General features: G+C 48.1%; 23 protein-coding genes. 20 read left to right on the forward strand and 3 right to left on the reverse strand.

The features are described from left to right. Window positions 1-13 precede the first annotated feature (13 nt). Window positions 14-235, reverse strand: a complete 222-nt coding sequence (locus QNJ26_09680) for a hypothetical protein (protein MDJ0985802.1) — start codon at window positions 233-235, stop codon at window positions 14-16. On the opposite strand from QNJ26_09680, the gene QNJ26_09685 reads away from it, so the two are divergent. Continuing rightward, the gene (locus QNJ26_09685) at window positions 234-401 is read left to right on the forward strand and encodes a hypothetical protein (GenBank protein ID MDJ0985803.1); all 168 of its coding nucleotides are present in this window, start codon (window positions 234-236) and stop codon (window positions 399-401) included. The two genes, QNJ26_09680 and QNJ26_09685, sit on opposite strands and share 2 nt — an antisense overlap. A gap of 107 nt (window positions 402-508) precedes the next feature. Here QNJ26_09685 and QNJ26_09690 read toward each other — a convergent pair whose 3' ends face one another. Then, window positions 509-3,571 carry an aminotransferase class III-fold pyridoxal phosphate-dependent enzyme gene (locus tag QNJ26_09690; protein MDJ0985804.1) on the reverse strand — a complete coding sequence of 1,021 codons (3,063 nt, stop codon included), beginning with the start codon at window positions 3,569-3,571 and terminating at the stop codon, window positions 509-511. A 267-nt stretch (window positions 3,572-3,838) separates the two neighbouring features. On the opposite strand from QNJ26_09690, the gene QNJ26_09695 reads away from it, so the two are divergent. From QNJ26_09695 to QNJ26_09785, 19 genes are all read left to right on the forward strand, one after another. Continuing rightward, a complete protein-coding gene (locus tag QNJ26_09695; protein MDJ0985805.1) occupies window positions 3,839-5,002 on the forward strand; it encodes a 4Fe-4S binding protein in 1,164 nt (387 codons plus the stop codon). Between the two features lie 342 nt (window positions 5,003-5,344). Continuing rightward, window positions 5,345-5,644 carry an antibiotic biosynthesis monooxygenase family protein gene (locus tag QNJ26_09700; protein ID MDJ0985806.1) on the forward strand — a complete coding sequence of 100 codons (300 nt, stop codon included), beginning with the start codon at window positions 5,345-5,347 and terminating at the stop codon, window positions 5,642-5,644. A gap of 15 nt (window positions 5,645-5,659) precedes the next feature. Beyond that, complete coding sequence (locus QNJ26_09705) at window positions 5,660-5,962, forward strand: antibiotic biosynthesis monooxygenase family protein (GenBank protein ID MDJ0985807.1); 303 nt, start codon at window positions 5,660-5,662, stop codon at window positions 5,960-5,962. 350 nt (window positions 5,963-6,312) lie between these two features. Then, on the forward strand, window positions 6,313-6,789 hold the full coding sequence (locus QNJ26_09710; GenBank protein ID MDJ0985808.1) for a nuclear transport factor 2 family protein: 477 nt from the start codon (window positions 6,313-6,315) through the stop codon (window positions 6,787-6,789). Window positions 6,790-7,805: 1,016 nt separating this feature from the next. Next, window positions 7,806-8,744: a hypothetical protein gene (locus QNJ26_09715; GenBank protein MDJ0985809.1), complete on the forward strand. Its 939-nt coding sequence runs from the start codon at window positions 7,806-7,808 to the stop codon at window positions 8,742-8,744. 42 nt (window positions 8,745-8,786) lie between these two features. Beyond that, on the forward strand, window positions 8,787-11,009 hold the full coding sequence (locus QNJ26_09720; protein MDJ0985810.1) for an SLC26A/SulP transporter family protein: 2,223 nt from the start codon (window positions 8,787-8,789) through the stop codon (window positions 11,007-11,009). Between the two features lie 66 nt (window positions 11,010-11,075). Continuing rightward, on the forward strand, window positions 11,076-11,858 hold the full coding sequence (locus QNJ26_09725; protein ID MDJ0985811.1) for an SDR family oxidoreductase: 783 nt from the start codon (window positions 11,076-11,078) through the stop codon (window positions 11,856-11,858). Between the two features lie 313 nt (window positions 11,859-12,171). Continuing rightward, window positions 12,172-12,594 (forward strand): nuclear transport factor 2 family protein, encoded by a 423-nt coding sequence (locus QNJ26_09730; protein ID MDJ0985812.1) that lies wholly within the window; start codon window positions 12,172-12,174, stop codon window positions 12,592-12,594. A gap of 57 nt (window positions 12,595-12,651) precedes the next feature. Then, window positions 12,652-13,197 (forward strand): metal-dependent hydrolase, encoded by a 546-nt coding sequence (locus QNJ26_09735; GenBank protein ID MDJ0985813.1) that lies wholly within the window; start codon window positions 12,652-12,654, stop codon window positions 13,195-13,197. 230 nt (window positions 13,198-13,427) lie between these two features. Then, entirely contained in the window at window positions 13,428-13,724 is a 297-nt protein-coding gene (locus QNJ26_09740) for a hypothetical protein (GenBank protein MDJ0985814.1), read from the forward strand. A gap of 273 nt (window positions 13,725-13,997) precedes the next feature. Further along, a complete protein-coding gene (locus QNJ26_09745) occupies window positions 13,998-14,666 on the forward strand; it encodes an HD domain-containing protein (GenBank protein ID MDJ0985815.1) in 669 nt (222 codons plus the stop codon). Between the two features lie 11 nt (window positions 14,667-14,677). After that, complete coding sequence (locus QNJ26_09750; protein ID MDJ0985816.1) at window positions 14,678-16,171, forward strand: amidase family protein; 1,494 nt, start codon at window positions 14,678-14,680, stop codon at window positions 16,169-16,171. Next, window positions 16,171-16,611, forward strand: coding sequence for a hypothetical protein (locus tag QNJ26_09755; protein MDJ0985817.1), 441 nt, complete (start codon window positions 16,171-16,173; stop codon window positions 16,609-16,611). The genes QNJ26_09750 and QNJ26_09755 overlap by 1 nt, the downstream gene beginning before the upstream one ends. Before the next feature lie 136 nt (window positions 16,612-16,747). Continuing rightward, window positions 16,748-17,170: a hypothetical protein gene (locus QNJ26_09760; GenBank protein MDJ0985818.1), complete on the forward strand. Its 423-nt coding sequence runs from the start codon at window positions 16,748-16,750 to the stop codon at window positions 17,168-17,170. 126 nt (window positions 17,171-17,296) lie between these two features. Beyond that, a complete protein-coding gene (locus QNJ26_09765) occupies window positions 17,297-17,581 on the forward strand; it encodes a P-loop NTPase (protein ID MDJ0985819.1) in 285 nt (94 codons plus the stop codon). A gap of 96 nt (window positions 17,582-17,677) precedes the next feature. Continuing rightward, on the forward strand, window positions 17,678-18,415 hold the full coding sequence (locus tag QNJ26_09770) for a hypothetical protein (GenBank protein MDJ0985820.1): 738 nt from the start codon (window positions 17,678-17,680) through the stop codon (window positions 18,413-18,415). A 526-nt stretch (window positions 18,416-18,941) separates the two neighbouring features. Next, complete coding sequence (locus QNJ26_09775) at window positions 18,942-19,886, forward strand: hypothetical protein (GenBank protein MDJ0985821.1); 945 nt, start codon at window positions 18,942-18,944, stop codon at window positions 19,884-19,886. A 48-nt stretch (window positions 19,887-19,934) separates the two neighbouring features. After that, the gene (locus QNJ26_09780; protein MDJ0985822.1) at window positions 19,935-20,399 is read left to right on the forward strand and encodes a hypothetical protein; all 465 of its coding nucleotides are present in this window, start codon (window positions 19,935-19,937) and stop codon (window positions 20,397-20,399) included. Continuing rightward, entirely contained in the window at window positions 20,392-21,429 is a 1,038-nt protein-coding gene (locus tag QNJ26_09785; GenBank protein MDJ0985823.1) for a phospholipase D-like domain-containing protein, read from the forward strand. The genes QNJ26_09780 and QNJ26_09785 overlap by 8 nt, the downstream gene beginning before the upstream one ends. Window positions 21,430-21,547: 118 nt before the next feature. Here the strand turns inward: QNJ26_09785 and QNJ26_09790 are convergent, their stop codons facing one another. After that, the gene (locus QNJ26_09790; protein MDJ0985824.1) at window positions 21,548-22,225 is read right to left on the reverse strand and encodes a hypothetical protein; all 678 of its coding nucleotides are present in this window, start codon (window positions 22,223-22,225) and stop codon (window positions 21,548-21,550) included. Between the last annotated feature and the right edge of the window lie 554 nt (window positions 22,226-22,779).

The following is a 22,779-nucleotide window of genomic DNA, read 5'->3' on the forward strand; positions in this document are numbered from 1 at the left end:
GTAAGTCAAATGCCTATTTTTGCTTACGGCTGCGGAGGAGTTTTATTCCTAGCAAAACGGTGGGTGCCAGATGAAAGCACAGATCGAATATGTCGACCGCCCGGCTCAGATTACCGTTTTTAAGCATGATGATTTTTTCGACCACATGCGGCATGGGGCTAAATGGCGCCAGCAGCAAAAAGGCTGCAATAAAAATCATAACCGGAAAAGATATACTGTCAAGCAAACGCCACATGTTGATGTCCTGTTATATCGCCAGCCAGGCATCCGCACGCAGATACCCATCCGGCTCGCTGTTGATTGTCATCAGTCTTCTGACTTTTGTGGTCTGTAATCTGACACCTGCTTGCCGCGGCGTAGCTCTATTGAGCGAAGCCGGGAAAGCTGCCCGCCCGCCGTAGCCTTTGTGGCAAATGCGGGGCACCTAAAACCCAATTTTGTTGAATCCTTGAACTCTGCTTTTCCTGCGAAGACTTTGGCGTATGACGGAATTCTGAACCTTTGAACCTTAGACCAAAAAATCTTCCGTCAGAATGCGCTCCATGTTGGCCACCAGAAACTCGGCATTGCTTTCGTTAAAAGGCATGGGTGGCCGGATTTTTATCACATTTTCAAAAGGGCCGTCCGTGCCCAAAAGAACGCCGGCATCGCGCATGCGGTTGACGATAAAGTCCGCCTCTTCCCTGGCCGGCTCGAGGGTTTCACGGTCGCGCACCAACTCAACGCCTAAAAAAAGCCCTGATCCGCGCACATCGCCGACAATCGGAAAACGATCGATAAACGGGATCATTCCGGCAAGCATTCGTTTTCCGGCTTTCAGCGCGTTGGACTGGAGATTTTCCTCGATCACCGCATCGAGCACGGCCAAGCCCGCTGCACAAGAGACAGCATTGCCGCCGAAAGTGCTGAAAAACTCCATGCCGTTGTCAAAGGCTTCGGCGATCTCAGGAGAGGTGATCACGGCGCTGATGGGGTGCCCGTTACCGATAGGCTTTCCCAAAACCACGATATCGGGAACTAGATTTTCGGCTTCGAAAGCATAAAAATGGGTGCCAATTCGACCGTAACCGGTTTGCACTTCGTCGGCGATGCACAGCCCTCCGGCCTTGTGGACCCGGCGGTAAACCGCCGACAGGTAACCTTTGGGCAGGAAAATTTGTCCCGCCACACTCGGGCAGGTTTCGGCAATAAATCCGGCCAGTCCCATACCGTTGTCCTGCAGCTCGCGGATGATGTCGTCAATGTGTCCTGCATATTTAAGGGCTGCCTGCAGATCGTCTGAACGGTAAAGGCCCCGGTATAGATCAGGGATCGGCGCCGTATGGACCCACGATGGCGCCCCTTTACCACCGGGGCCGTTATGCTTGTATGGACTGATATCGATGAGCGAGGTGGTATGCCCGTGATAGGCGACCTCGAGCACAATCATGTCGCGTTGCCCAGTATAGGCTCTGGCCAAGCGCAGGGCCAGCTCGTTTCCTTCGCTGGCCGAATTGACGAAAAAGCAGACACTCAAGGGTGCCGGCAGGGTATCACACAAACGCTTGGCATAGCGGTTGATGAAATCGTGAAGGTAGCGGGTATTGGTGTTCAAAACCGACATTTGCCGACTGGCAGCTGCCACCACCTTGGGGTGGCAATGACCGACATGGGGCACATTATTATAGGCATCAAGATATCTGCGCCCGGTGTCGTCAAACAGGTACTGCCGCCATCCCCGCATCATCTTAATCGGATTGCGATAGCCGATGCTCAGATTGCGACCGATATATTTGCGGCGCGCGGCCAAAGTGTCTGACGTGCTTGGATCCGGCGCCGGAAAACGATCCTGCGGAATACCGATAACAAGATTCGGATCCGGTGAAAACAGCTTCCAGAGATGCTGTTCACTGGCTCGAACCACGCCCGGAAAATCACAATCCTTATCCAGCAAATCCGTGATAATTTGAAAGTGAAGGTGGGGTGTCCGATTACCGTTTTCGTCCGCTGAGCCAATTCGGCCGATTTGCTGCCCAGCGGCTATGGACTTGCCGGCAGTCAGGCCTTCCAGGGTATCCAAGCTTAAATTACCGTACAGGGTGTAAAAAGAATCTCCCGAATCAGTGGTGTGTTCCAGGATGATCACCGGGCCATAATTTTGGGATCCCTCATTATTCGAAAAGGCGTATACCTTGCCCGCTAATGGAGTATAAACTGTGGCCCCGGGTTGGGCAAACACATCCATACCGATGTGAACGGTCCGGTGCTCAGCGGTCGGTGAATCAATATTGCCAATAAAGCGTGTTTGAATCAAGCGGGCTTCGTTATAGCGTCCAATAGCAACTGAGACGCCGGCGGCTTGCATTTTTTCCCAAAGCTTTTTGGTCAGATGGGATTCTTTGTTTTTTTCCGGGTTCCCGCTCACCAGGGAGCTGGCAACGCTTAAATCAAATATTTTCAGGGGGGCTGTGCGTAAATCAATATCAAGGAGCGACGCAGCAGTGATACGATTTCGGTCCAGCCACTTGCAGATGGTTTGAGCGTGCGGCAGCGGAGACAGATCACAGGCCTGACGGAAGGCCGTCTCCGCAAAACGCGGATGGATTTCAGTCAGCCTCGGCAGGGTCCGCTGGATCGGCATTTGGCTGATCATCAGGTATTCGTTGTCGGGACGTTCCTTTAACTGGTGAGCTGCAATACAAGCGCTCATGCACAGCCGCATGCATACCATCGGATAGAGCACGGCGATTTCAGCTTGGGTGAGGGCAAATGGTCGATGATATCCTTTGATCATATGGGCGGCAACCCGCAAGGGGTCGGATTGATCGAGAATCGCATAAGCAATGGCGATGGCCAGATTGCCGACTGTATGGCTGAAGACCATGTCACCGAAATCAATAATACCGACCACCCGCTGATTTTGTGTGTACAGATCGCCATTGCCACCAAGGATAACGTTATAATCATTGGCATCGTTGTGAATCACGCTTTTACGCAGATCCGGAAGTAGCGGTGTTACGCTTTGTTCGAAATACCCGGCGAATTTCTCGATCAGCTCCCGTAAATGGGCATTTGGTATCAAGGGGTGATATTCCTTAACGATCTGTAAGCCTTTGGCCAAATCCCAGTAAAAATCCCGCCGGGCCGCAGGATGATCGAAGTCCGTCATCGCACGGTCCATTTCACCAACACAGCGCCCCAGGTCTTCAAAAAGGCCGGATGAGCGTCTTTGGACAGATCCCATTGGAACTCCGGGCAGATAGGTTACAAGACGAACTTTATGGGTAGCGCCCGTTGGAGACTGGATTTCGGAAATGAACTCGCCGTTTCGGTTCGTAACAACTTTGGGACAGAACGTCACCTGACGATTGAGATGTAACATGGCCTGATTTTGACAATCCAGCAAGGCCGGGTCATCTAAGGCGTTCGCAATTTTCAGGACAAAACATTCCTTGGACGGGGTGGACATACGAAAGTTCTGATCGCGTTCGCTGGGAAGGGCGTCTGCCGTGGCCTGGATATCGTAAAGATCATTCAGGATTGCAATTGCGTCCTGTTTCGCAAACTGCGGCGTATGTTTCAGAAACGACATGTCTATTCACTTTCCGCCAATAAATATCTTTAAATGATGTTAGCCTTTTCCCCTGAAATTTGACAATATCGCCCCTGCCCGCGCTTTTCAAACCATTTCTGAGTTCTCTTTCCTTTGAACCTTGCCTGCCGCGCCGTAGCATTCGCGAAGGCGGGTGAACCCTGAACCCGGAACCTTCCCCAAAAACAACCCTTGACCACCGGCCCATTTTTGGGATTTAATACGGACCTCGGATTTCAAATAGACCATCTGATGTGGAGGTGCCCAGTGATAGAAAATGATCAAGTCTATGTCAGACTGCAGCAGCATTTAGACAAGCAAACCGTTGGATTTCCGGCCACCCGCTCCGGTGTTGAGATAAAAATCCTAAAGCATATATTTACGCCCAAAGAAGCTGCCATTGCCTGTTGCTTGAACTACAAATACGAGCCCCTTGAAACAATTTTCAAAAGGGCCGGTGATCTGGTTGATGCACCTGAAGAGCTGGCCAAATTTTTAAAAGATATTCAGAAAAAAGGGGGTATCGAGGCCAAACGCCGAAACGGTAAAATGGTGTATTGCAACGCGCCCTTGGTGGTGGGGATGTATGAATATCAGTTAGACCGCCTGACCCCGGAATTTGTCAAAGATTTCAACGAATATACTTCGGATAAAAAATTCGGCATTGCCTTCTTAAGTACTGAATTGCCGCAGATGCGCACCATCCCCATATCAAAGAGCATCCACCCACAGCACAATGTCAGCACCTTTGATGAAGTGTCGACCCTGTTGCAACAGGCTGAAGCCCCTTTTGTCATCTTTGATTGTATTTGCCGCAAAAAAAAACGGCTTGAAGGCAAATCGTGCGACGCAACGGATCGCAAAGAAACCTGTCTGGCCGTTGGCAGTATGGCCGGCATGGCCCTCGCAAATGGTATGGGCAGAGAAATCAGCAGCAAAGAAGCGCTGGCCATTCTTGAAGAGAATCAAAAGCAGGGCCTGGTACTTCAGCCGTCCAACACGGAAAAGGCCGAATTTATCTGCTCATGCTGTGGTTGTTGCTGCGGGATGCTTCGAACCCATAAAGCCCTGCCCAAACCATTGGATTATTGGGCGTCAAATTTTCATGCCCGCGTGGATCAGGACACCTGTGTCGGGTGCGGTGAATGTGAGAAAAGCTGTCAGGTCAATGCGGTGCGCGTAGCCCCAGAGAACCAAACAGCGGTTGTGGATCTGAATCGCTGCCTGGGCTGTGGCGTGTGTGTCCCCGGATGCCCGACCGAATCGATTACGCTGGTGAAAAAACCAGTCGAGCTTAAACCACCGCAGACGGTCGAAGAACTGCGCGAAATCCTTATGGCTGCCAAAAAAGGCCGTCTGGCAAAATTAAAGTTGACTGGCAAACTGGTGGCCGACTCTGTCCGCACGGGCCATCTGAACCTGCTTAAATAATTGATTCAACGAGCAAAAAACCGCTCTTTCGGAAACTTGAACCTTTGAACACAGCACCTTGAGCCCTGCTTGTCCTCCGAAGCCTTTGGCGCAGGAGGAACCCCACAGTCCTTTTCTCTTGACTTTTAAGCGCCTCTTTTCTATTTAGTTTGGTATCGGGCCTGAGCCGGATTCCCTTCATTTACAACTCATTGTCACTTCGAATAGCGAACCGCGAAACTCACTTTTCGATCGCTGCTGATCATCATCGGAAGCCACTTCTGCCACTAAAAACCTTTCTAAAAACAGGCCGGATTAAAAAAATTTTATTCAATTTTTTTAATTAGAAAGGAGGGCATCAACATGGCAGTAAAAATTTTAATCAAACGTAAGTTTAAAGAAGGCAGCATGAAGGCAGCATCCCGGTTTTTAATCAACACCCGCACCGGGGCAATGAAACAACCAGGCTATATAGCTTCAGAAAATCTGCGAAACCTTATGGACAAAGACCAAATCGTGGTGGTGTCAATGTGGGAGAATATTGAAGCATGGGAAGCCTGGAGAAACAGTGATGAACGCAAGGCCTATGTAGATGAATTCAGGGATTACTACGTCGGCGATGCTGAATATGAATACTATGGATTGGGCCTGCAAACGGAATAACCAAGGAGGGGGGCTATGGCGATTAAAGTTTTAATCAAACGCAAGTTTCCCAGAGATAAAAAAAGAGAAAAAGAGCTATTCCGATATATCAAGGACATCAGGCGTCTCGTCCCGCAGCAGCCCGGATACATCTCCGGTGAATACCTAAAATCAATCGATGATAAAGATGAGATTGCAACTATCAGCACATGGTTTTCAGTGGAGGATTGGCAGACCTGGTTTGATACCGATGACAGAAAAAAAATTCAAGACAGCATCGATGCAATTCCGGGTGTCACAACTGAATACGCTATTTATCGATACATCAAAACCGTCTGACAAATTGTTCAGGGCCCTTATTGTCGATCCGGCCAACTTTCTTTAAAACTGCTGTTCTGGCTGTAGTTTACACGGCGGGTTGTCGCACCGAAGTTTTAAACAAAGGGTGCGCTGTTCATGCACAGGCAGGGGAGATTCCGTCTTCGCTTTGGAATGCTTATTCGTAGCATATCGACGGGAAAAGAAGGCACTCAAAATGCTTTGGCGGCCTTGAACACATTGAGCACAGGTGCTGATAGCAGGTTTGCCGCTGTTGTCATATTTCTTTGTACAGAACGGTTTCGCACAACAGTTGTAAACTGGTCATGTTAGAATTTGCCAAATCACAATCCAAACGAAAGGGGGAAAATATGAAACGGAGGGTTTTGATGCCCTTTTTTCTTTCGTTGATGCTATCGTTGACCATGAGCATTTGTATCGGGCACGCTGATGATTTAACCGAGCTCAGTGCTGCTGTTCAACGATATAACGATTCATTGGTTCATTGGGATGCTGACATTATCGCCGATATTGAAGGGGAAGCTTTCGGATTTACCTCAATGATCAGCTACCTTACCCAGAATAGAATTATGGATAAGGCGCTTTGGAAACAGCAGTTAAAAGAATTGATTTCGCAGTATGAATACTACGATCTCGAAATCGTCACCTCCCATCTAAATGTGATTGGCACCACCGGCGTCGCCTGTGGAAATTATAAGGTATCAAGAAAACACAAAGAGTACCCGTGGGTATCTGCCAAAAAACGATGGTCTTCCACTTGGGCAAAATCAAATGGTCAATGGAAGCTTGTGTTTTATCATTTTGAGTTAATTGACGCCTGGCGGTGATTGCAGCGCAACGGATCGACAGGTTCCTGCTATCCGAGCCCTAAATTAAGTTAGATATCACTTCAAAACAGGTTGTTGGTGAGACCTTTGACATTTGCTTGTGGTTTGCCATTAAAAAGGGCCGCCGGTTCAGCAATCAATCATATTTGAAATTATTATCAATTGCGCTTTCCAGCCTACTGGTAAATGCCAGATCGAAAACTCTGGTGCAGCCATCCTGTATTTGATCGTCAGCTGTTTTATCAGGCATACCGTCAACTGCCTGGTGCAAAATTGGTTAGATTCATGTCCAGTGCCCCTCCAACCGGATAACACATCATGTCAAAAAATTGCATCATTTGACATGTTATCCATCGAGACCTAATGTTCTATATACCAACCTTTTGATAAACCGCATTAAAAGCAAAGTCAGAATCCGGTATTAAAGACATTGCTAGGGTGCAAAGGGGGGAATCATGAAAATAATGGCTCAATTAATGGCAATCTGGTTTCTGGTAATCATGTTAACCGGTTTGATATCAGCTCCTACAATATATGCAACAACAGGTTCATGTTATCTCCAGGCCTCGCGCACGGATGTCTTCGTCGTTCTTAACGAATTAAACCGCGACGGGCAACAGGGCCCTGTCATATGGGCAGGCAGAATTAATGAGGGCCAAAAAGTATTGGTCACTGTTCCTCACGCCCGCTTTCGCATGTACTATAATGACCAACCCGACGTCAACCAGCCAATGAGCGGTGGAAATGATCGCTATTGCGATAGTAAAAGAGTCGTTGGGGTACCGTAATATAAAGTCAGTGCTTGTTTAACTAATTCATTTCTGTAGCCAGATCTTTAGATTCTCTGCCAAGGTCCTCATGGTGCACGGCTTCCTCATGGCGAAGCAGCAAGACAAGGCTTGAATTGTAACGCCTAAACGGTTATGGATATACCTGCAGTTGCCGTGTCTTCCCTATTTTTCCCTGTTTCGTTTAAAACTGATCCCAACAACCTCTGACTCAAACGGGATATTGCCATGATACGCGTTTATTTGGAACCGCGTGTGGTTATCAACTGGGAGGATTTCATTGATACCAAGCCGCGCTTTTCGATTGCGCTTGATGGCTATGTAAAGGGGCCGCCGCGGTTTTTAATTCAGGGCCCGTATGCCAATTTCAATCACCATGAAGGCGTGGCCCGCATCGCCACCCGCAGCACCTGCGCCCAGGTCTATTACTACATACGTCTGGGCTTGCTAGACACCTACCAAAAAAACGGGGAACCGCATGCACGCGTTTACATTAATGATGTCGATCAGGATGCTTGTCTGTCCTGCTGGCTGCTTAAAAATTCAGAAAAACTGGAAGGTTTAAGGTTTGATAATCTTTTGGTTCAAATGATTTTATTCGAAGATATCCTGGACGCCTCTGCAGGGGCCTATCCGGTCCATCCCAACAATCCGCAAATTCACCACCAGGCCTGGATATACGAGCCCTACACCCGTGCGCGAGCCGATGGCAGCATCTATCACATGTCGAAAAAGCAAATGCAGGCAATCCTCCAGAAGGTATGCGCCAGAATTGATGCTGCCATCGAGGGGCGCAGCAAAAAAATCGAATTGGACACTCGCTTTTCAAGGATCGGTGGCGGGCCCGGATGGCAGATGATTCATGAAAAAGGACCATACGCACGCACAAAACTGTTCTCTCAAAAAATAAAGGCTTATGTCGCTCTAGTTGAACACCGAAAAGGTCGCTACGCTTACACGATTGGTAAAATGTCACCGTTTGTAATGTTCCCTGTGGAACGCATTTATGAGGCCTTGAACAAAGCTGAAGGTTTGTCGTCTGCGGACAATTGCTGGGGTGGCAGCGCAATCATTGGCGGCTCGCCGCGCAAAACTGGCAGCCGGCTGGCGCCACAAAGAATCCAGAAAGTGATCAATGACTGCATAAAGCGGGAGGACAAAGCGTAGAAACGTTCTTATCTGATATGTGATAATAAGGGTCATGCGGCAATGAATCTGTCCAAGCACCGATTCAATTTGAAGGGGGATCTCTCCGGCGCTGTTTCTGCGGCTATCATTTCTATCCCGCTTTCTATCGGATACGGCATTATTGTGTACGGCCCCCTGGGTGCAGAGTTCCTCCCGTTTGCCGCCTTGTTGGGAATTTTTGCCTGTCTTTTAGGCGGTCTTAGCGCCTCGCTGCTGGGTGGCACGGAGATCCAAATCACAGCCCCCAAAGCGCCGCTGTCGCTAATCCTGGCCGCATTTGTTCTCCCACTGTCGGTGAGCCTGCATGTTCCGGATCCGGGTTCCAAGAACATTCTGATTGTCGGTCTGGCATCTTTGTGTGTGTTAACCGGCGGACTCATTCAGTTTCTGTTCGGGGCGCTGCGGCTAGGCAATCTGATCAAATATGTGCCCTATCCGGTTGTTTCGGGATTCATGAACGGAATTGCAGTGATTCTGATACTTGAACAATTGGGACCACTGGTAGGGGCAAAGAGCCATGTCTCTTTGTTTGACATTTTTTACACCCCCACCGTTGTGCAGCCGTTAACACTCGTGGTGGGATTGATCACCATCATCGTCATCTTCTACGCTCGGCGCTATATTAAAGCTGTACCAGCCTCACTTATCGGATTGATCGCCGGCACGCTTTTATTTTACGCCATAAAGCATGTCGCCGGTACAGCAGATATGGGACCGGTTATTGGTAATTTTTCATTTCAATGGCCCAAACCCGATATCCTGCCCAAGATTTCCAGCATCCTGTGGAACATCAATCTGGCCGACCTGTTCCCCCGCATCTTGATGACCGGGTTTGTGCTGGGCTCGGTCGGGGCCCTTGAGTCGTTGCTCAGCTCTTTGGCCGCAGACAACATCGCCGGCACCCGACACAACAGCAACAAAGAACTTATTGGTCAGGGTATCGGAAACATGATCAACGCCGTCTTTTCCGCCCTTCCATCTGCCGGATCAGAGCTGCACAATATGGCCAATTATAGGGCCGGCGGGCGCACGCGTCTGTCCAGCCTGCTATGCGGCCTGTTGATCCTTGTCATCGTCATGACCCTCGGACCGGTCATCGGAAAAATTCCGTTAACCGTCATAGCCGGAATCATCATATCCGTGGGCATCGGATTGTTTGACAGATGGACCCTGGATTTGTTTCAAAACCTGTCGCGGGCCGGCCAGCAACGCAAAAGGATCATCGCCAATCTGGTTGTCACCCTTGTGGTGGTGGTGATTACGGTTTGCGTGAATCTAATTGTTGCTGTCTTGATCGGAATTGTCATCGCTTCCGGTTTATTCGTCGTCAGGATGGGCAAATCCATTGTAAAGCGCACTTATTCCGGTGATCAAATCCGCTCGAAAAAGGTTCGCAGTCTAAAAAATAACCAGCTACTGGAAGAACGTGCTAAAGGGATAATTGTATATGAGCTGCGCGGACCGCTGTTTTTCGGCTCGGCTGATAATCTGGCCAGGGAAATCGAGGACGCCATTAATGATTATACATATTGCATTCTTGATATGAAGCGTGTTGATGAAATCGACAGCACCGGTGCAAAAATCTTGGTGCAGATCAGTAAAAAATTGAGCGCCTCCGGCAAATACCTGCTGATCAGTTACCTGACCGCCAATACAGCCCTGTCGGATTTTCTCAAGGCCATGGGGGCCTACCAGTTTCTGGACCAAGATTGTTTTTTTGAGGATACCGATGCGGCGCTCGAATGGGCTGAAGATAGCGTTCTGACACAATCGATTGATCTGGCAGGCGCTTCCGGAAAAATTCAATTGGCACAAATGGATATTCTCAGAGACTTCAGTCCGCCGGAAATTGACATCTTGGCGCAAAAATTGGTACGCAAATCATTTAAAAAAGGCGACCGGATTGTCAAAGAAGGCGATACGGATCGAAACTTATTCCTGTTGGTCAAAGGATTGGTGAGTGTCCGTATTCACCTTTCACAAAGCGATCGCACCAAGCGGCTGGTCACCTACAGCGCCGGGGTGACATTCGGGGAAATGGCCTTTTTGGACGGCAGCCCGCGCTCTGCTGGTGTTTGGGCAGAAGAAGACGCTGAAACCTATGTGCTCACACCGGATGAATTTAGTCTTTTGCAGAAACAAAGCCCATCTTTAGCGGTTAAGCTCATCCGCAATATCGCCCTTGACATCAGTGAGCGCCTGCGCATTCGCACCAATGAGGTGCGTGCCCTGGAAGAGGGATAAGATGAGGTAGTCAGATTGGCAGTCGCGTTCGTCTGATATTGTGTTCCTGAAAATCAAGGAGGGCAAATGCTAAGCAAAACAGCGTTGATTACCGGTGCCTCCACCGGTATCGGATATGAGTTAACCAAAATTTTTGCAAAAAATGGCTACCATCTTGCACTGGTGTCCAGAAACAGGGAGAAACTTGAAGCAATAGCTGGGGAAATGGAAAGTCAAAACGATATCACTGCAAAGGTGTTTGCAAAAGACCTATCCATTGCCTCTGCTCCTCAAGAGCTCTATGATGCGACAATTTCCGACGGCATCGATATCGATGTGCTGGTCAACAATGCAGGATTTGGGCTTAATGGAAATTTCACAGACTTTAGCATCGAAAAACATATGGATTTGTTCCAGGTGAATATTGCCTCCCTTACCCTGCTGTGCAGGCTGTTTGGTGCCGATATGGTCAAAAAGCGCTCCGGCAGTATTCTCAATGTTGCCTCTACAGCTGCTTTTCAGGCCGGTCCATTGATGAGCACCTATTACGCTTCTAAAGCCTATGTGCTATCTTTTTCAGAAGCCTTACATACTGAGTTTGAAACAACCGGCGTCAATGTATCCGTTCTGTGCCCGGGTCCGACACGCACCGAGTTTGCAGATCGTGCCGAAATGACCAACGCAAGAATCATCAACGTCCCATGGTTGATGCAGGCTGCCGAAGTGGCTGAGACCGGTTTTGCAGGCTTGATGAAAGGCAAAAAAATCATCATCCCTGGTTTTATGAACAAATTACTGGCCTTTAATACGCGATTTGCACCTCGCTCTGTTTTGGTTTTGATAACCCGTTTTTTAAACCAAAAATCGTAGTCGGCAAGGAAATATGAAATGGAAATTTCACGGCGTCTTTCATTATGGGTGTGCATTTCTCTGATCACCGTCTGCGGAATTTCAGTTGCCGGCGAGAAGATCCTAATTCTGAAATATTTTGAGCAGATTCGGAGAAAACATGGCTAGAGTGACTAAACTTATTCTGGGCATTGCCCTGACATTGCTTATTTATGTTGCTTATTTATATCGCCGGCTTTCGAAGAATTCATGAACGGTCGAAACTTTTATGTGATCGTCTTGACAAAACCGTCAAGAGCTGGTCATCTGACCAACATGGTAATAGGTTAAAACCATGGTTAGACATCTTGTCCTTGCAATCGCCGCAGCGGCAATCCTATCCTGCGGGCAAAATGAGCCTTTAGCCCAATATGAACCGCAATCCCCTCAAGAACAGGCACTGAAAAGGGTATTGTTGGACTTTCAGGATGGGGTCAACACCAAAGATTCCAAAAAAGTTGCCGATCTCATTCATGAGAACGCGGCGATCATGACCGGCAGGGATCGAAAAATTATGTCCAAAGCAGATTATCTTAAAATACTGCCCAAACGGCTGGCTGAAAATCCTTCGATCGTACTAGGAAAACCCAAAATTTCGCTTGACGGTGATAAGGCTGAAGTGAAAATTTATATGACTCGCGGAGATCTTAATGTGCTCGTTGTTTACGATATGAGGATGGAAGGCCATCAATGGTATATTTACGCCTGGAAATATTGATCGCCAGATGATCGCATACGGATCTTTATGCCGAATTTTTATTGATTGGAAATTGCCTTGCCGACAATTATAACGCACTCTGTGGTTGCGGGTTCCTCTGCATACGGTTTTGCTGATGGAAAGGAACCCCTGAAGTTTTGGATCTTAAGCATTGCTTGCTCTGTGCTGCCCGATGCTGATGTTATTGGCTACCGCTGGCTATACATTCCTTATGGTCACGTTTTCGGTCACAGAGGTTTTTTTCATTCTCCATTTTTTGCGGCCCTGCTGGGTATCTTTATTGTCTGCACATTTTACCGCAAGGAAGTGATTTTCTCACTTCAATGGTGGAAATACATTCTCTATTTTTTTCTTCTCACCGCCAGCCATGGACTGCTGGATGCCCTGACCAACGGGGGGCAGGGTATCGCCCTGCTATCCCCTTTGAGCAATATTCGCTTTTTCTTCCCCTGGACGCCCATCGAGGTTTCGCCTTTCAGCATCAGGGCATTTTTGAGCCCGCGCGGCTTGACGGTCATCATGAGTGAGGTGTTTTGGGTTTGGCTACCCTGCCTGTTGATCGTTATTTATTTGAAAATAAAACGAAATAATACAAGAGCGTAACTTTTCTTTCTCCCGAGTATATGCAGCTATAGAAATCAATTAATCCCGCCTGACCAATCGCTATTGACATATGTCACGGTGTGGTATATAGGCTGCCCTAAGTAGCTTATTCTCACCATCCGAAATCGCGAATCCCAGTTCTGATCTCTGTATCATACGACGCCACTAAAGTAGTCACTTCGCTAGACAACAAACAAAAGGGAGAATGGGCGACGGAAAGGAGAATAAAAATGGCGATTGGCGTTTTAATCAAACACGTGGCAAAGAATGGGCTCAATGCGAAGACACTCTTACCGCACATCATCGAATTAAGGTCACTGGCCGTCAGGCAACCGGGGTATATTTCAGGCGAAACATTTTTTCATCTGAATCGGGTCGAGGAATGCCTGGTTATCAGCCGATGGGTATCCTTAGAAAACTGGCAACAGTGGACAAAGGACCCGCGCCGCATCGAGTTTCATCAAAATATCAACGAGCATCTTGAAACCAGAACACAGCATGATATTTACGGCGTTGGCCTCTGGTAAGGCAGCGGCATAGCGTCGCCTGATAAACCGACAACATCCTTTCGTTGATCCTTTGAACGGCTCATCGGTCAGAAACCCTTGATTATTATTGACTAAATCCCACAGATTTAGGTATAGATACGTTTAATCTATTTTTGAATCTCCTACTCGAACTGACACGAAACGGTTATCCATTTTCAGATTCGAATCTTATTACTCACCCGGCTTCAAGGTTCTCTCGATAGTCCACATCCTGAGTGCTTCTGTTTGGTACTTTTAAAATGGAGGTGCAGCATGCCAAATCAACGGGCCAACCGGAAATTGCAACCCAAATATAAGCCGCACACGCCACGGTTGAAAATCGTGGATCAGTATATTCGGGAGCTGTTCAGAGATGAACTGCCCGACGGCATTAAATACCATGATGCCGATCATACCCTGCATCCCACCCGAGGAGTGGTTGCCAGCGCTAACCGAATTGCCATATCTGAGAATGTCTCCCAAAAGGATCGCGAGTTGGTCATTACTGCAGCCTATTTTCATGACACCGGTTACATCAGAGAATATGACAAGAATGAACCGATTGCGGCCCGCATGGCCGGCAGAATCCTTAAAATAATTGGTTACAAGCCGGCCGAAATAAAAAAGGTTCAAAAAATGATACTGGCGACCGATTTGGCAAAAAAACCGAAAACTCATATTGAAAAAATACTGTGTGATGCCGATCTCGACCATCTGGGCCGAGACGATTTTTTCAAACTGGATCAAAAATTAAGGGATGGGCGGCGAGCAAGAGGCTTGGATGTCAGCGATGGCGCAAAATGGTATAAAGGAACGCTTAAGCTTATGGAAAACCACCGCTATTATAATGAATCACAGAAGAAACAAAGAGAAAAGAAGAAGCAAGATAACATAAAACAGCTTTTAGAAAAACTGGAGAAGATTAAAAAAAGAAATATCTGAGAGGACATTTTATGGCACTTTGCAGGAAAGTTGTTCGGCTTAGCGCACTCTCGCTTCTGATTGGCTTTCTCATTTGCTGCGAAAAGCAAGATCCCGCTTCCAACTCCCCACAACCCATTGACCCCCTCCTTTATAAATCCGCAACCGAGCTGACCGCTGCCATTCGGCGCGGCGAGATTTCCTCTCTCGATCTTCTCAATCGATTTATTGAAAACATACAGGCAAATAATGGCCGCATCAATGCTGTTGTAGCCATGAATGAAAACGCAGCCCGGACACGCGCAGCAGAAGCCGATAAAGCACTCGCTGATGGCCAAAACTGGGGGCCACTGCATGGCCTGCCGATGACCGTAAAAGATGTCTTCGAAGTGGTGGGCATGCCCACAACATCGGGCGATCCCAAACTAAAAAACCACCTGCCACAACAAAATGCCATCGCGGTCCAGCGCCTGATCGACGCCGGCGCCATCATCTTTGGCAAAACCAACATCCCATATCACGCCCGTGATTTTCAAAGCTTCAACCCGGTCTATGGTACGACCAATAATCCTTGGGACACCTCCAAAACGCCCGGCGGTTCATCGGGCGGCTCGGCAGCAGCAATTGCCGTGGGTTTCACGCCGCTGGAGCTGGGCAGTGATTTGGGTGGCTCGATCCGCGTTCCGTCAAATTTTTGCGGGGTTTTCGGCCACAAACCCACCTTTGGTGTCGTTCCGCGCTATGGGCATATTCCGCCCATGCCGGGCCGGGTTCCCCCTGACGCGATGCCGCTGCTACCGCTTTTTGTAGCTGGCCCTCTGGCCCGCAGCGCCGATGACCTTGAGCTCGCCCTGGAAGTTTTAATGACACCGGGCCAAGCAGATCAAAACGACAGCCGACCTGAACTTTTACCGCCGCGAAGGCAGCAGTTTGCAGATTATCGCGTTGCGGTGTGGTTTAAAGATTCCGAATTTGCCAATGAAATCGATTCAGAGGTGTTGGCGGCCCTTCAAAGGGCCGTTGAAAAACTAAGTGCAGCCGGTCTAAAAATTGACGAGGAGGCGCGTCCGAATATCCATCTATGGGAAAATTTGCGGATCTGGACAAATATTCGCGATGATATGATGGCCGGGGCCATACCGATATGGGAGGGCCACATCGAAAAACAAAAAAAACAGCAGGCGCAGTGGGCAGCATTCTTTGAACGTTACGATGTGCTGCTGGCGCCGGTGTCACCAACGGCCGCCTTTGAACACAAACATCGCCTGCCAATGGAATCGCGCAGATTGACGGTTAACGGACGGTCAAAGTCCTATTTCAAGAACCTGACCTGGACGGTCATGGCAATTGTGTCGGAGCTTCCGGCCACCGTAGCGCCGGTTGGGCTGACCGAATCAGGTTTACCGGTGGGTGTCCAAATTATCAGTGACAGATTCGAAGATCGCACCACCATCGACTTCGCACGCGGTTTGTCCAAACTCGTTGGCGGATTCGCTGCCCCTCCTGGCTATATGGAGAAGCGATAATGCCAATTAGGATAAAAGATGGTGATGGGGGTATCGGCAATATCGTCGAAAGTCGCGGAAGAGTTACGGATCAGGATCTTATCGATTCTTTGAGACAACACCTGACGCAGAATAAAGCAAAATTTAAAAAATACAAATATATTCTTATCGATCACACGGAATTAACGAAGGTGGACATATCCGATGAAACGGTCGAATCGATTGCGGGGCTATGTGCAGAAATCTCGAGAATTAATCCTGAACCTATCGTGGCGATGGTTAATAATGTTCCCATTGGTGCAAATATCGAGCTGATCAACAGGCTCTCGAAAATGTCTGAGTTATTTATTTATCGGTCGTGCTGGGAAAGCAGGATATTTAGAACCAAACCGTTAGCAGTGAGATGGATCAGGGATAAGGTTAAAGAAAAATTTGACATAGATGACCTAACATTTGACTGAAGACGGAAGCTCGATGCCATGAAGCGATAACCGATGCCATCGGTCGATCAAATAAAAATCATAAACAAATTCAGTGTAATACGCAGTCAAAGGATTTCCAGGAAAAAGAAGTGCCCATAGGGGAAATTTTTGCTGAATGTCTCGGGGGGAAGAGGCGGCTGCTTTGCTCATAAGCGTAAATAACGATCAATCAGAGGGGGTTGGGTTTTCAAAGCGAGTCAAAAACAAAGTGGCTTCCTCAGAACAAAATTCTTCAGGAAGTCCCGAACAGAGCCAAGAGACAGCTGAGCACATAAACGAAAAGGAAGAAAAATCTCAGGAAATGGGATCAACAGGGAAACCCGGAGAAGATGACGCATCCTCAGATGAAACTTCTATCCAAAACCCCGATGGGTGCCAAAATATTTCATTGCCCTCAAATGAAATACATGAACTATCTGAAGAACAAGCGTCTTCAGAAGAGCTTGCGGACAAAGACGTGACCACAGAGCAAAATTCTGCTGACAGCCTTGATGATGTAGATGCCGTTGCGGTCTTGGACGGAAATCAAAAGCAATGACCAATAGCGGTGCCGTCAAAGGCGCTTCCGAGCGGAGAGGAAACCACACTTAAAAATTTATTTGCCTGTCCTGATCGGCCCGCAGACAGGTCGATTGAAACGCTTGCAACAAAACCTGATAAAAATATGATGCGATCCATTGACCAGGCGGTGATTATCATCCTCCGCCAGTTTCGGGATCGGAATGCTGAAAAATCGAAAGCGGCACCGACTGACTCAACGATCAAAAAGCCCTGCAATAAAATGATTGCCGTGGGCGGCGCCAAAGGAGGGGTTGGCAAATCCACGCTTGCGTCCAATCTGGCGGTCGGGTTGGCTCTATTAGGCCAGAAAGTGGTGCTGGCGGATCTTGACCTGGGTGGCGCTGACACCCATCTTTACACCGGTGTCAAAAATCTGGACAAGACCTGAAATGATTTTCTGGATAAAAAAGTCGACTCGCTTGAAGACATCCTCACCCCCACTGCCTTCAAAGGACTGTCATTAATCGGGGGAGATTCGTCGAGGTTGGGCAGCGCCAATTTGCCCTATTTTCAGAAGCTGAAAATTATTAGGCACTTAAAAGCGCTGGAGACGGATTATCTAATTGTCGATCTGGGTGGTGATACCGGTTATAACAGTCTGGATTTCTTTTTGCAGGCAGATCAAAAGATTGTCGTTTCCGGCACGGAACCATCATCGGTTCTGGACAGCTATTTATTTGTGAAAGTGGCCCAAAAGCGACTATTGGAACGATTTTTCTCAAAACATAAGCCGCTCAAGGATCTGGCAAGGCAAGTCAAAAACGGTTCACTTGAAAAATCAGCCTACTATTCCTTTGATTTTATTCTTCAGGAGGTCCGCATTCGATATCCCCAGGCTTTGGTCGAATTAAAAGAGCTGTATGAACAAATTCGCCTATCCATCGTCTTGAATATGACCGAAAACAGTAAAGACGTGCAAATTGCCGAATCAATGCAGAAACTGGTAAAAGACAAGTGTTTGGTGGATGTCGGGATATTGGGCACCATACCTTTTGACAAAATGGTGCGCGCGGCTGCCCGGGAATTTACACCCATTGTGGTCGAAAATCCGAAATGTCAAGCCAGCCAAAGCATCCATAAGATGTTGGCAACCATCATTTTTAATCGTGAACAGGAAACAACCACGGCTGAGCTTCTCGACAACACCCATCTGACTCGTCGCGACGCCAAAGAGCAGATTGATTCAGGCAAGATGACGTTAGATGGTTTAACAATCCCATAGATAAACGCTATCTTCAACAACACACCCCAGCTGCGTCAAAGCTTTGAGAAAATAATGAGTGTATTATCCGGTTAGGGTTTTAAGGGACGTTAAATAGGTAATGCCCGTTCCTGCCCTAACCGTTTCCTTTGCAACTCATCACCATAAAGCGGTGTCTTGGAAATAATTCCCAACACGTGCATCACAGTCAACGGCTTCCCACCAAAAGCCCACAGGTCGTTAAACTGTATACGCAGGCATTGCAAAAATTAGATCTGCCGCAATAACCATCAGATTTCATACCAACCGCAAAGGCAGGATCGTTAAAGGTCTTGCCTTTACTTTTGAATAGGATTACCCACCTGAACTTTGAACCTTTGATGAAATATTGACAGTTCACGTTCACGACCATAACTTACCAGATATTATTGATTAATATCGAATAAGGCACTGCAAAAAGTCACTTTCCGCTCTTTGATTTAACGCCCATATATGTACTGTTTCTGGGGAATCAGAAGAGTGCTGTTCTATTGAGGAGGTATTCACCATGCCTACGAATCAAAAAATACACGACGAGTTCTTTAAACTGCGCAAGCAAATCCGTGATGAACGGATGAAGCTGATGGGCGTCGATATGGCTAAGCTGCGCGCCTTTGAAAAGGAAACGGTCAAAAAGTTCAACAAGCTTCAAAAGGAATTGAAAAAGATGTATAAAAAGGCCGGGGAAGATGTCGCCGAGCGACACAGAGCGTCGCATGCGAGGGCAAGAAGAATCGCTCAAAAAGACATCGAGGCGCTCCTGTCAGTGAACAGACAGCATCCGGAGATCGGTTCATGGCGTTTTATGTGCCCGTGTTATTTTCCGCATACGGCCGAGTTTGAGCACTCCGATCATGAGGTTTTGCTAACGCCGACTTACACGACCACCAGTTCAGGCTCGGTCACATTTGACACTGATACGCGCATCGCTCATCCGATTGCCATCGGCAATTCCGAGCAGGACGGTGATTTTAGCGGTGCAGAAGTCAAGACCCGTTTTACCTTTTCCTTTACTCCGGAAAATGACGGCACCTACTGCATTCTGCCGGTTGTGCAGCTAAACGGGTATTGGATGCTTTATCTTTCTTACGGTTGTGAAGACATTGATCATCTCCCCGTCTTTGAGCTTATTGCCCGGGTTCGCGTACGGGTTGAGCAGCTTTCCGCTCTGATCCAGACCCATACCCATTATGTCTTAGACGGACCCAATTACAATACGTTTTCAAGCGGTTTTGACTTTGACTCCGAAGTGAATCAAGAGTTGCTGATGGAAGTACCGCTGACAGGCGGGGATCAGACCGTTGTCTTTGTTGAATGTATTCTTGAAGTCGGTACCAGTCACGTGGGGCACTCAACGATTGATCTGCAGTCCAGCCCTCATTTTTATGTGAAGGTGCCGATGGTCAGATGGGGACGACCCTGTCATCACATCCTGCCGATAGACTTTCCCTGATATTTGAGATCAAACAAATTAAGTGGAACGAATGAAAGGAGTCGCCTGATGTCCGATCTGGAAAAACGCCGCAAACGCGCAGTGGAATATATCCTTGAAAACGAGGCCCTCACATCCGACCTCGAGGACGCCGCCGCGCTCAAGCTCAACGAATGGGGTATGCGTCTGGCCGTCTCAGTGGCCAATGAAACCAGCAATATGAAGCACAATAAAGGCCTTGAGCATATCGGTGAACGCATTCGATCTTTGCGGCGCCTGATGCGGAACATCAACCGCTTGAGCGGTCGGGTGAATCGGCTTGACGAGGATGCCCATCGAGATCGCTTCAAACTCATCTTAAAGCACGCTAAAGAACTGCACGGTAAACGTTTCCCGGATCTATCCAACGAAGAAAAAGAACAGATACTGCAGCGTATTCTTAAGCGGCGCGACAATTCTGTAGACCTAGTGGAGGCGTTAACAACCTTTATAGACGATGCCGCAGGCGACGAGGAGGACAAGAGCGATGCGTGAGTTCCACGGTACTTTTGACAAAGCCGGCAGATACCGGTGGCAGGTTATGTTCACCACACCGGAGAACAACCAGGACATCGATGAAACCAGTTATGATATCAAGGGCAGTATCGCCGAAGCCCTTATCTCGCTGATCGATAAAGCCAAAGAAAGCATCCATATCTGCAGCTTCGAAATGAACCTTGAGGAGGTTGCCGACGCGCTCATCGCGGCCAAGGAGCGGGGGCTGGAGGTGGTGTTTATTACCGACGACGAGCACGGTATAGAGGCCGATGAAGAAGACGGACTCTACTTATTTAGCAAGATGGAAGAGGCCGGTATCGAAATCCACGATGATGCGCGCAGCGGTCTGATGCACGACAAGATCTGGCTGTTCGACAAATCCATTCTGTGGACCGGCTCCTGCAACATCACGGTCAACGGTGTATTTCGCAACAACAACGACGTGGTGGTGCTTTTTTCCGAAGATGCCGCCGCCATCTACGAAAAAGAATTCGACGAAATGCGTGCCGGTGAATTTGGCACCACTTCGACGTCTACTGTAGACGAACAGGCCATCAACATTGCCGGAACCGAGGTCCGGGTCTTCTTCGGTGCGGAAGACGAGGTTATCGACCACATTAGCCCCATTGTGCAGTCCGCTGAAAAAAGCGTGCGATTTATGGCCTATTCCTTCACCCATGACACCCTTGGCGATGCGGTCATAGACCGTTATGAGCAAGGCAAAGACGTTATGGGTATTTTCGAGCTGCGCGGCAGCGAAACCGAGTACAGCGAATTAGGGCGAATGTATGATCTGGGTATGCAAGTCCGTCAGGACGGCAACAGCCGCACCTTCCACTTCAAAAATTTTGTGCTTGATGAGAACACTGTCATGACCGGCTCATTTAACTTTTCCGAAAGCGCCGACGAGAGCAATGACGAAAATCTCCTGCTGATTGGCAATGAAACCATCGCGCAGCTGTACCTGGACGAATTTGATCGCCGCTGGGAAGAAGGCAGCGACTATGAGCCCGATGAAGATTCTTAAGGTAAACCAAAGCTGGGAGCCAGCGAACAAGATATAGTCGTATATCTTTTTGCTATTTTTATCCTTGAAAAAGTGGGCAATTTTAAAATAGAACAGCGGCCTTCTTTTTACCAATGTATCATTCAGCCTGACTGGGCATTTGCATTTTTTTCATGATTTCTTCGAGCTGATTCATTCCCGGTTGAGCTTCGCTTTCCAGTTGTACCGGGTTATTGGGTATTTCATATGCGGTTTCATCCCCCGGGTCATTGCGTTTAAACTCAATCGCTACCTGAACCATGCCGGGCGCTTCAGTTCTCAATGCCAAGCCATCATCGGTATAACAATTGGTCACGCCCATCATTTGGTCACTTTTATAGTCCCTGCATTTTTCTCCGGCGATTGTGCGAACATTGTCTGTCGGCCGAAAACCCCAGGCGCTGAGCATGGATTCGTTGAGGTCTTTGACGCCCTTCCTTTTGACAGATTTTACAATGGACTCATACATGGGATTGCGCACGACAGTTGTTCGCCCGGTATCTAAATCGGTATTATAGATCTTATCTTTTATCGTGACGGACCGGCTATTTTGAACCTGTGTCATACCGCCCGCCGATATCTTTATTTTTTTTGTCTCCGCAGCCTCATTACACCAGTTGCGGCATTGTGAAATTATTTCTCCTTTCATCATCATGCCATCCTGCTTGTATTTAATCCAGAATTCCCGCAGGGGGTGCAGGCGCACATCGTCTGCCCATGCATTGACTGCAAATAAACTGACGATGATAGCCAGAAAAAGGATTCTTCGTTTATCCATTGTGCTCCTCCGATCTTTTTATAATGCAATCATATCATTAATGATTGTTTCCCGGGTTGACCTGTCCGCAGCACTTTTTTGGTGCAAGCGGTTGCGAATTTACCAAGCATCGCGCACAAAGAAATTTATCGAGCAGAATCAGGGTCACGGAACGGTCTCGCGTCAGAAGCAAATTGCCAGAATAACCATATTTTCAGCTTTCAGACTGCATGCAAGCCACATCATCGGTGGTGAGAAGAAATCTCCGGAGCCAAAAACAGCGTTACCAGAAGATCTTTTTTAAACCAGCTAATCAAAGGCGGATAGGGGTGTCAAGCAAATTCTCTTTTTAACAAAGAGCCACAGGGTAAATGGGCGCCTTTTAATAATTCCGATTCAAGTCAATATATCACCAACCGAGTATAGCTTGCCAAGACGTCTTGTCGCACCGGACCTATAGCTCGGTCCTCAGTACTCAGGCTGTCGGCCTTCGCTGAAAATGACGCTGGGTTCATGGTTAATTTTTATAACGCCCAGCTTCTTTGATTCCCATGTCAACTTATCCTCCCCCAGCG

It is taken from the genome of Desulfobacterales bacterium (genome assembly GCA_030066985.1).
Taxonomy (GTDB): domain Bacteria; phylum Desulfobacterota; class Desulfobacteria; order Desulfobacterales; family JAHEIW01; genus JAHEIW01.

What these genes read in the sequence shown, in the direction of transcription:
- QNJ26_09685 (MDJ0985803.1), top strand. Translation starts at nt 234, where the DNA reads ATGTTGATGTCCTGTTATATCGCCAGCCAGGCATCCGCACGCAGATAC.
- QNJ26_09680 (MDJ0985802.1), bottom strand. Translation starts at nt 235, where the DNA reads ATGTGGCGTTTGCTTGACAGTATATCTTTTCCGGTTATGATTTTTATT.
- QNJ26_09690 (MDJ0985804.1), bottom strand. Translation starts at nt 3,571, where the DNA reads ATGTCGTTTCTGAAACATACGCCGCAGTTTGCGAAACAGGACGCAATT.
- QNJ26_09700 (MDJ0985806.1), top strand. Translation starts at nt 5,345, where the DNA reads ATGGCAGTAAAAATTTTAATCAAACGTAAGTTTAAAGAAGGCAGCATG.
- QNJ26_09705 (MDJ0985807.1), top strand. Translation starts at nt 5,660, where the DNA reads ATGGCGATTAAAGTTTTAATCAAACGCAAGTTTCCCAGAGATAAAAAA.
- QNJ26_09710 (MDJ0985808.1), top strand. Translation starts at nt 6,313, where the DNA reads ATGAAACGGAGGGTTTTGATGCCCTTTTTTCTTTCGTTGATGCTATCG.
- QNJ26_09715 (MDJ0985809.1), top strand. Translation starts at nt 7,806, where the DNA reads ATGATACGCGTTTATTTGGAACCGCGTGTGGTTATCAACTGGGAGGAT.
- QNJ26_09720 (MDJ0985810.1), top strand. Translation starts at nt 8,787, where the DNA reads ATGAATCTGTCCAAGCACCGATTCAATTTGAAGGGGGATCTCTCCGGC.
- QNJ26_09725 (MDJ0985811.1), top strand. Translation starts at nt 11,076, where the DNA reads ATGCTAAGCAAAACAGCGTTGATTACCGGTGCCTCCACCGGTATCGGA.
- QNJ26_09730 (MDJ0985812.1), top strand. Translation starts at nt 12,172, where the DNA reads ATGGTTAGACATCTTGTCCTTGCAATCGCCGCAGCGGCAATCCTATCC.
- QNJ26_09740 (MDJ0985814.1), top strand. Translation starts at nt 13,428, where the DNA reads ATGGCGATTGGCGTTTTAATCAAACACGTGGCAAAGAATGGGCTCAAT.
- QNJ26_09745 (MDJ0985815.1), top strand. Translation starts at nt 13,998, where the DNA reads ATGCCAAATCAACGGGCCAACCGGAAATTGCAACCCAAATATAAGCCG.
- QNJ26_09750 (MDJ0985816.1), top strand. Translation starts at nt 14,678, where the DNA reads ATGGCACTTTGCAGGAAAGTTGTTCGGCTTAGCGCACTCTCGCTTCTG.
- QNJ26_09755 (MDJ0985817.1), top strand. Translation starts at nt 16,171, where the DNA reads ATGCCAATTAGGATAAAAGATGGTGATGGGGGTATCGGCAATATCGTC.
- QNJ26_09760 (MDJ0985818.1), top strand. Translation starts at nt 16,748, where the DNA reads ATGTCTCGGGGGGAAGAGGCGGCTGCTTTGCTCATAAGCGTAAATAAC.
- QNJ26_09765 (MDJ0985819.1), top strand. Translation starts at nt 17,297, where the DNA reads ATGATGCGATCCATTGACCAGGCGGTGATTATCATCCTCCGCCAGTTT.
- QNJ26_09775 (MDJ0985821.1), top strand. Translation starts at nt 18,942, where the DNA reads ATGCCTACGAATCAAAAAATACACGACGAGTTCTTTAAACTGCGCAAG.
- QNJ26_09780 (MDJ0985822.1), top strand. Translation starts at nt 19,935, where the DNA reads ATGTCCGATCTGGAAAAACGCCGCAAACGCGCAGTGGAATATATCCTT.
- QNJ26_09785 (MDJ0985823.1), top strand. Translation starts at nt 20,392, where the DNA reads ATGCGTGAGTTCCACGGTACTTTTGACAAAGCCGGCAGATACCGGTGG.
- QNJ26_09790 (MDJ0985824.1), bottom strand. Translation starts at nt 22,225, where the DNA reads ATGGATAAACGAAGAATCCTTTTTCTGGCTATCATCGTCAGTTTATTT.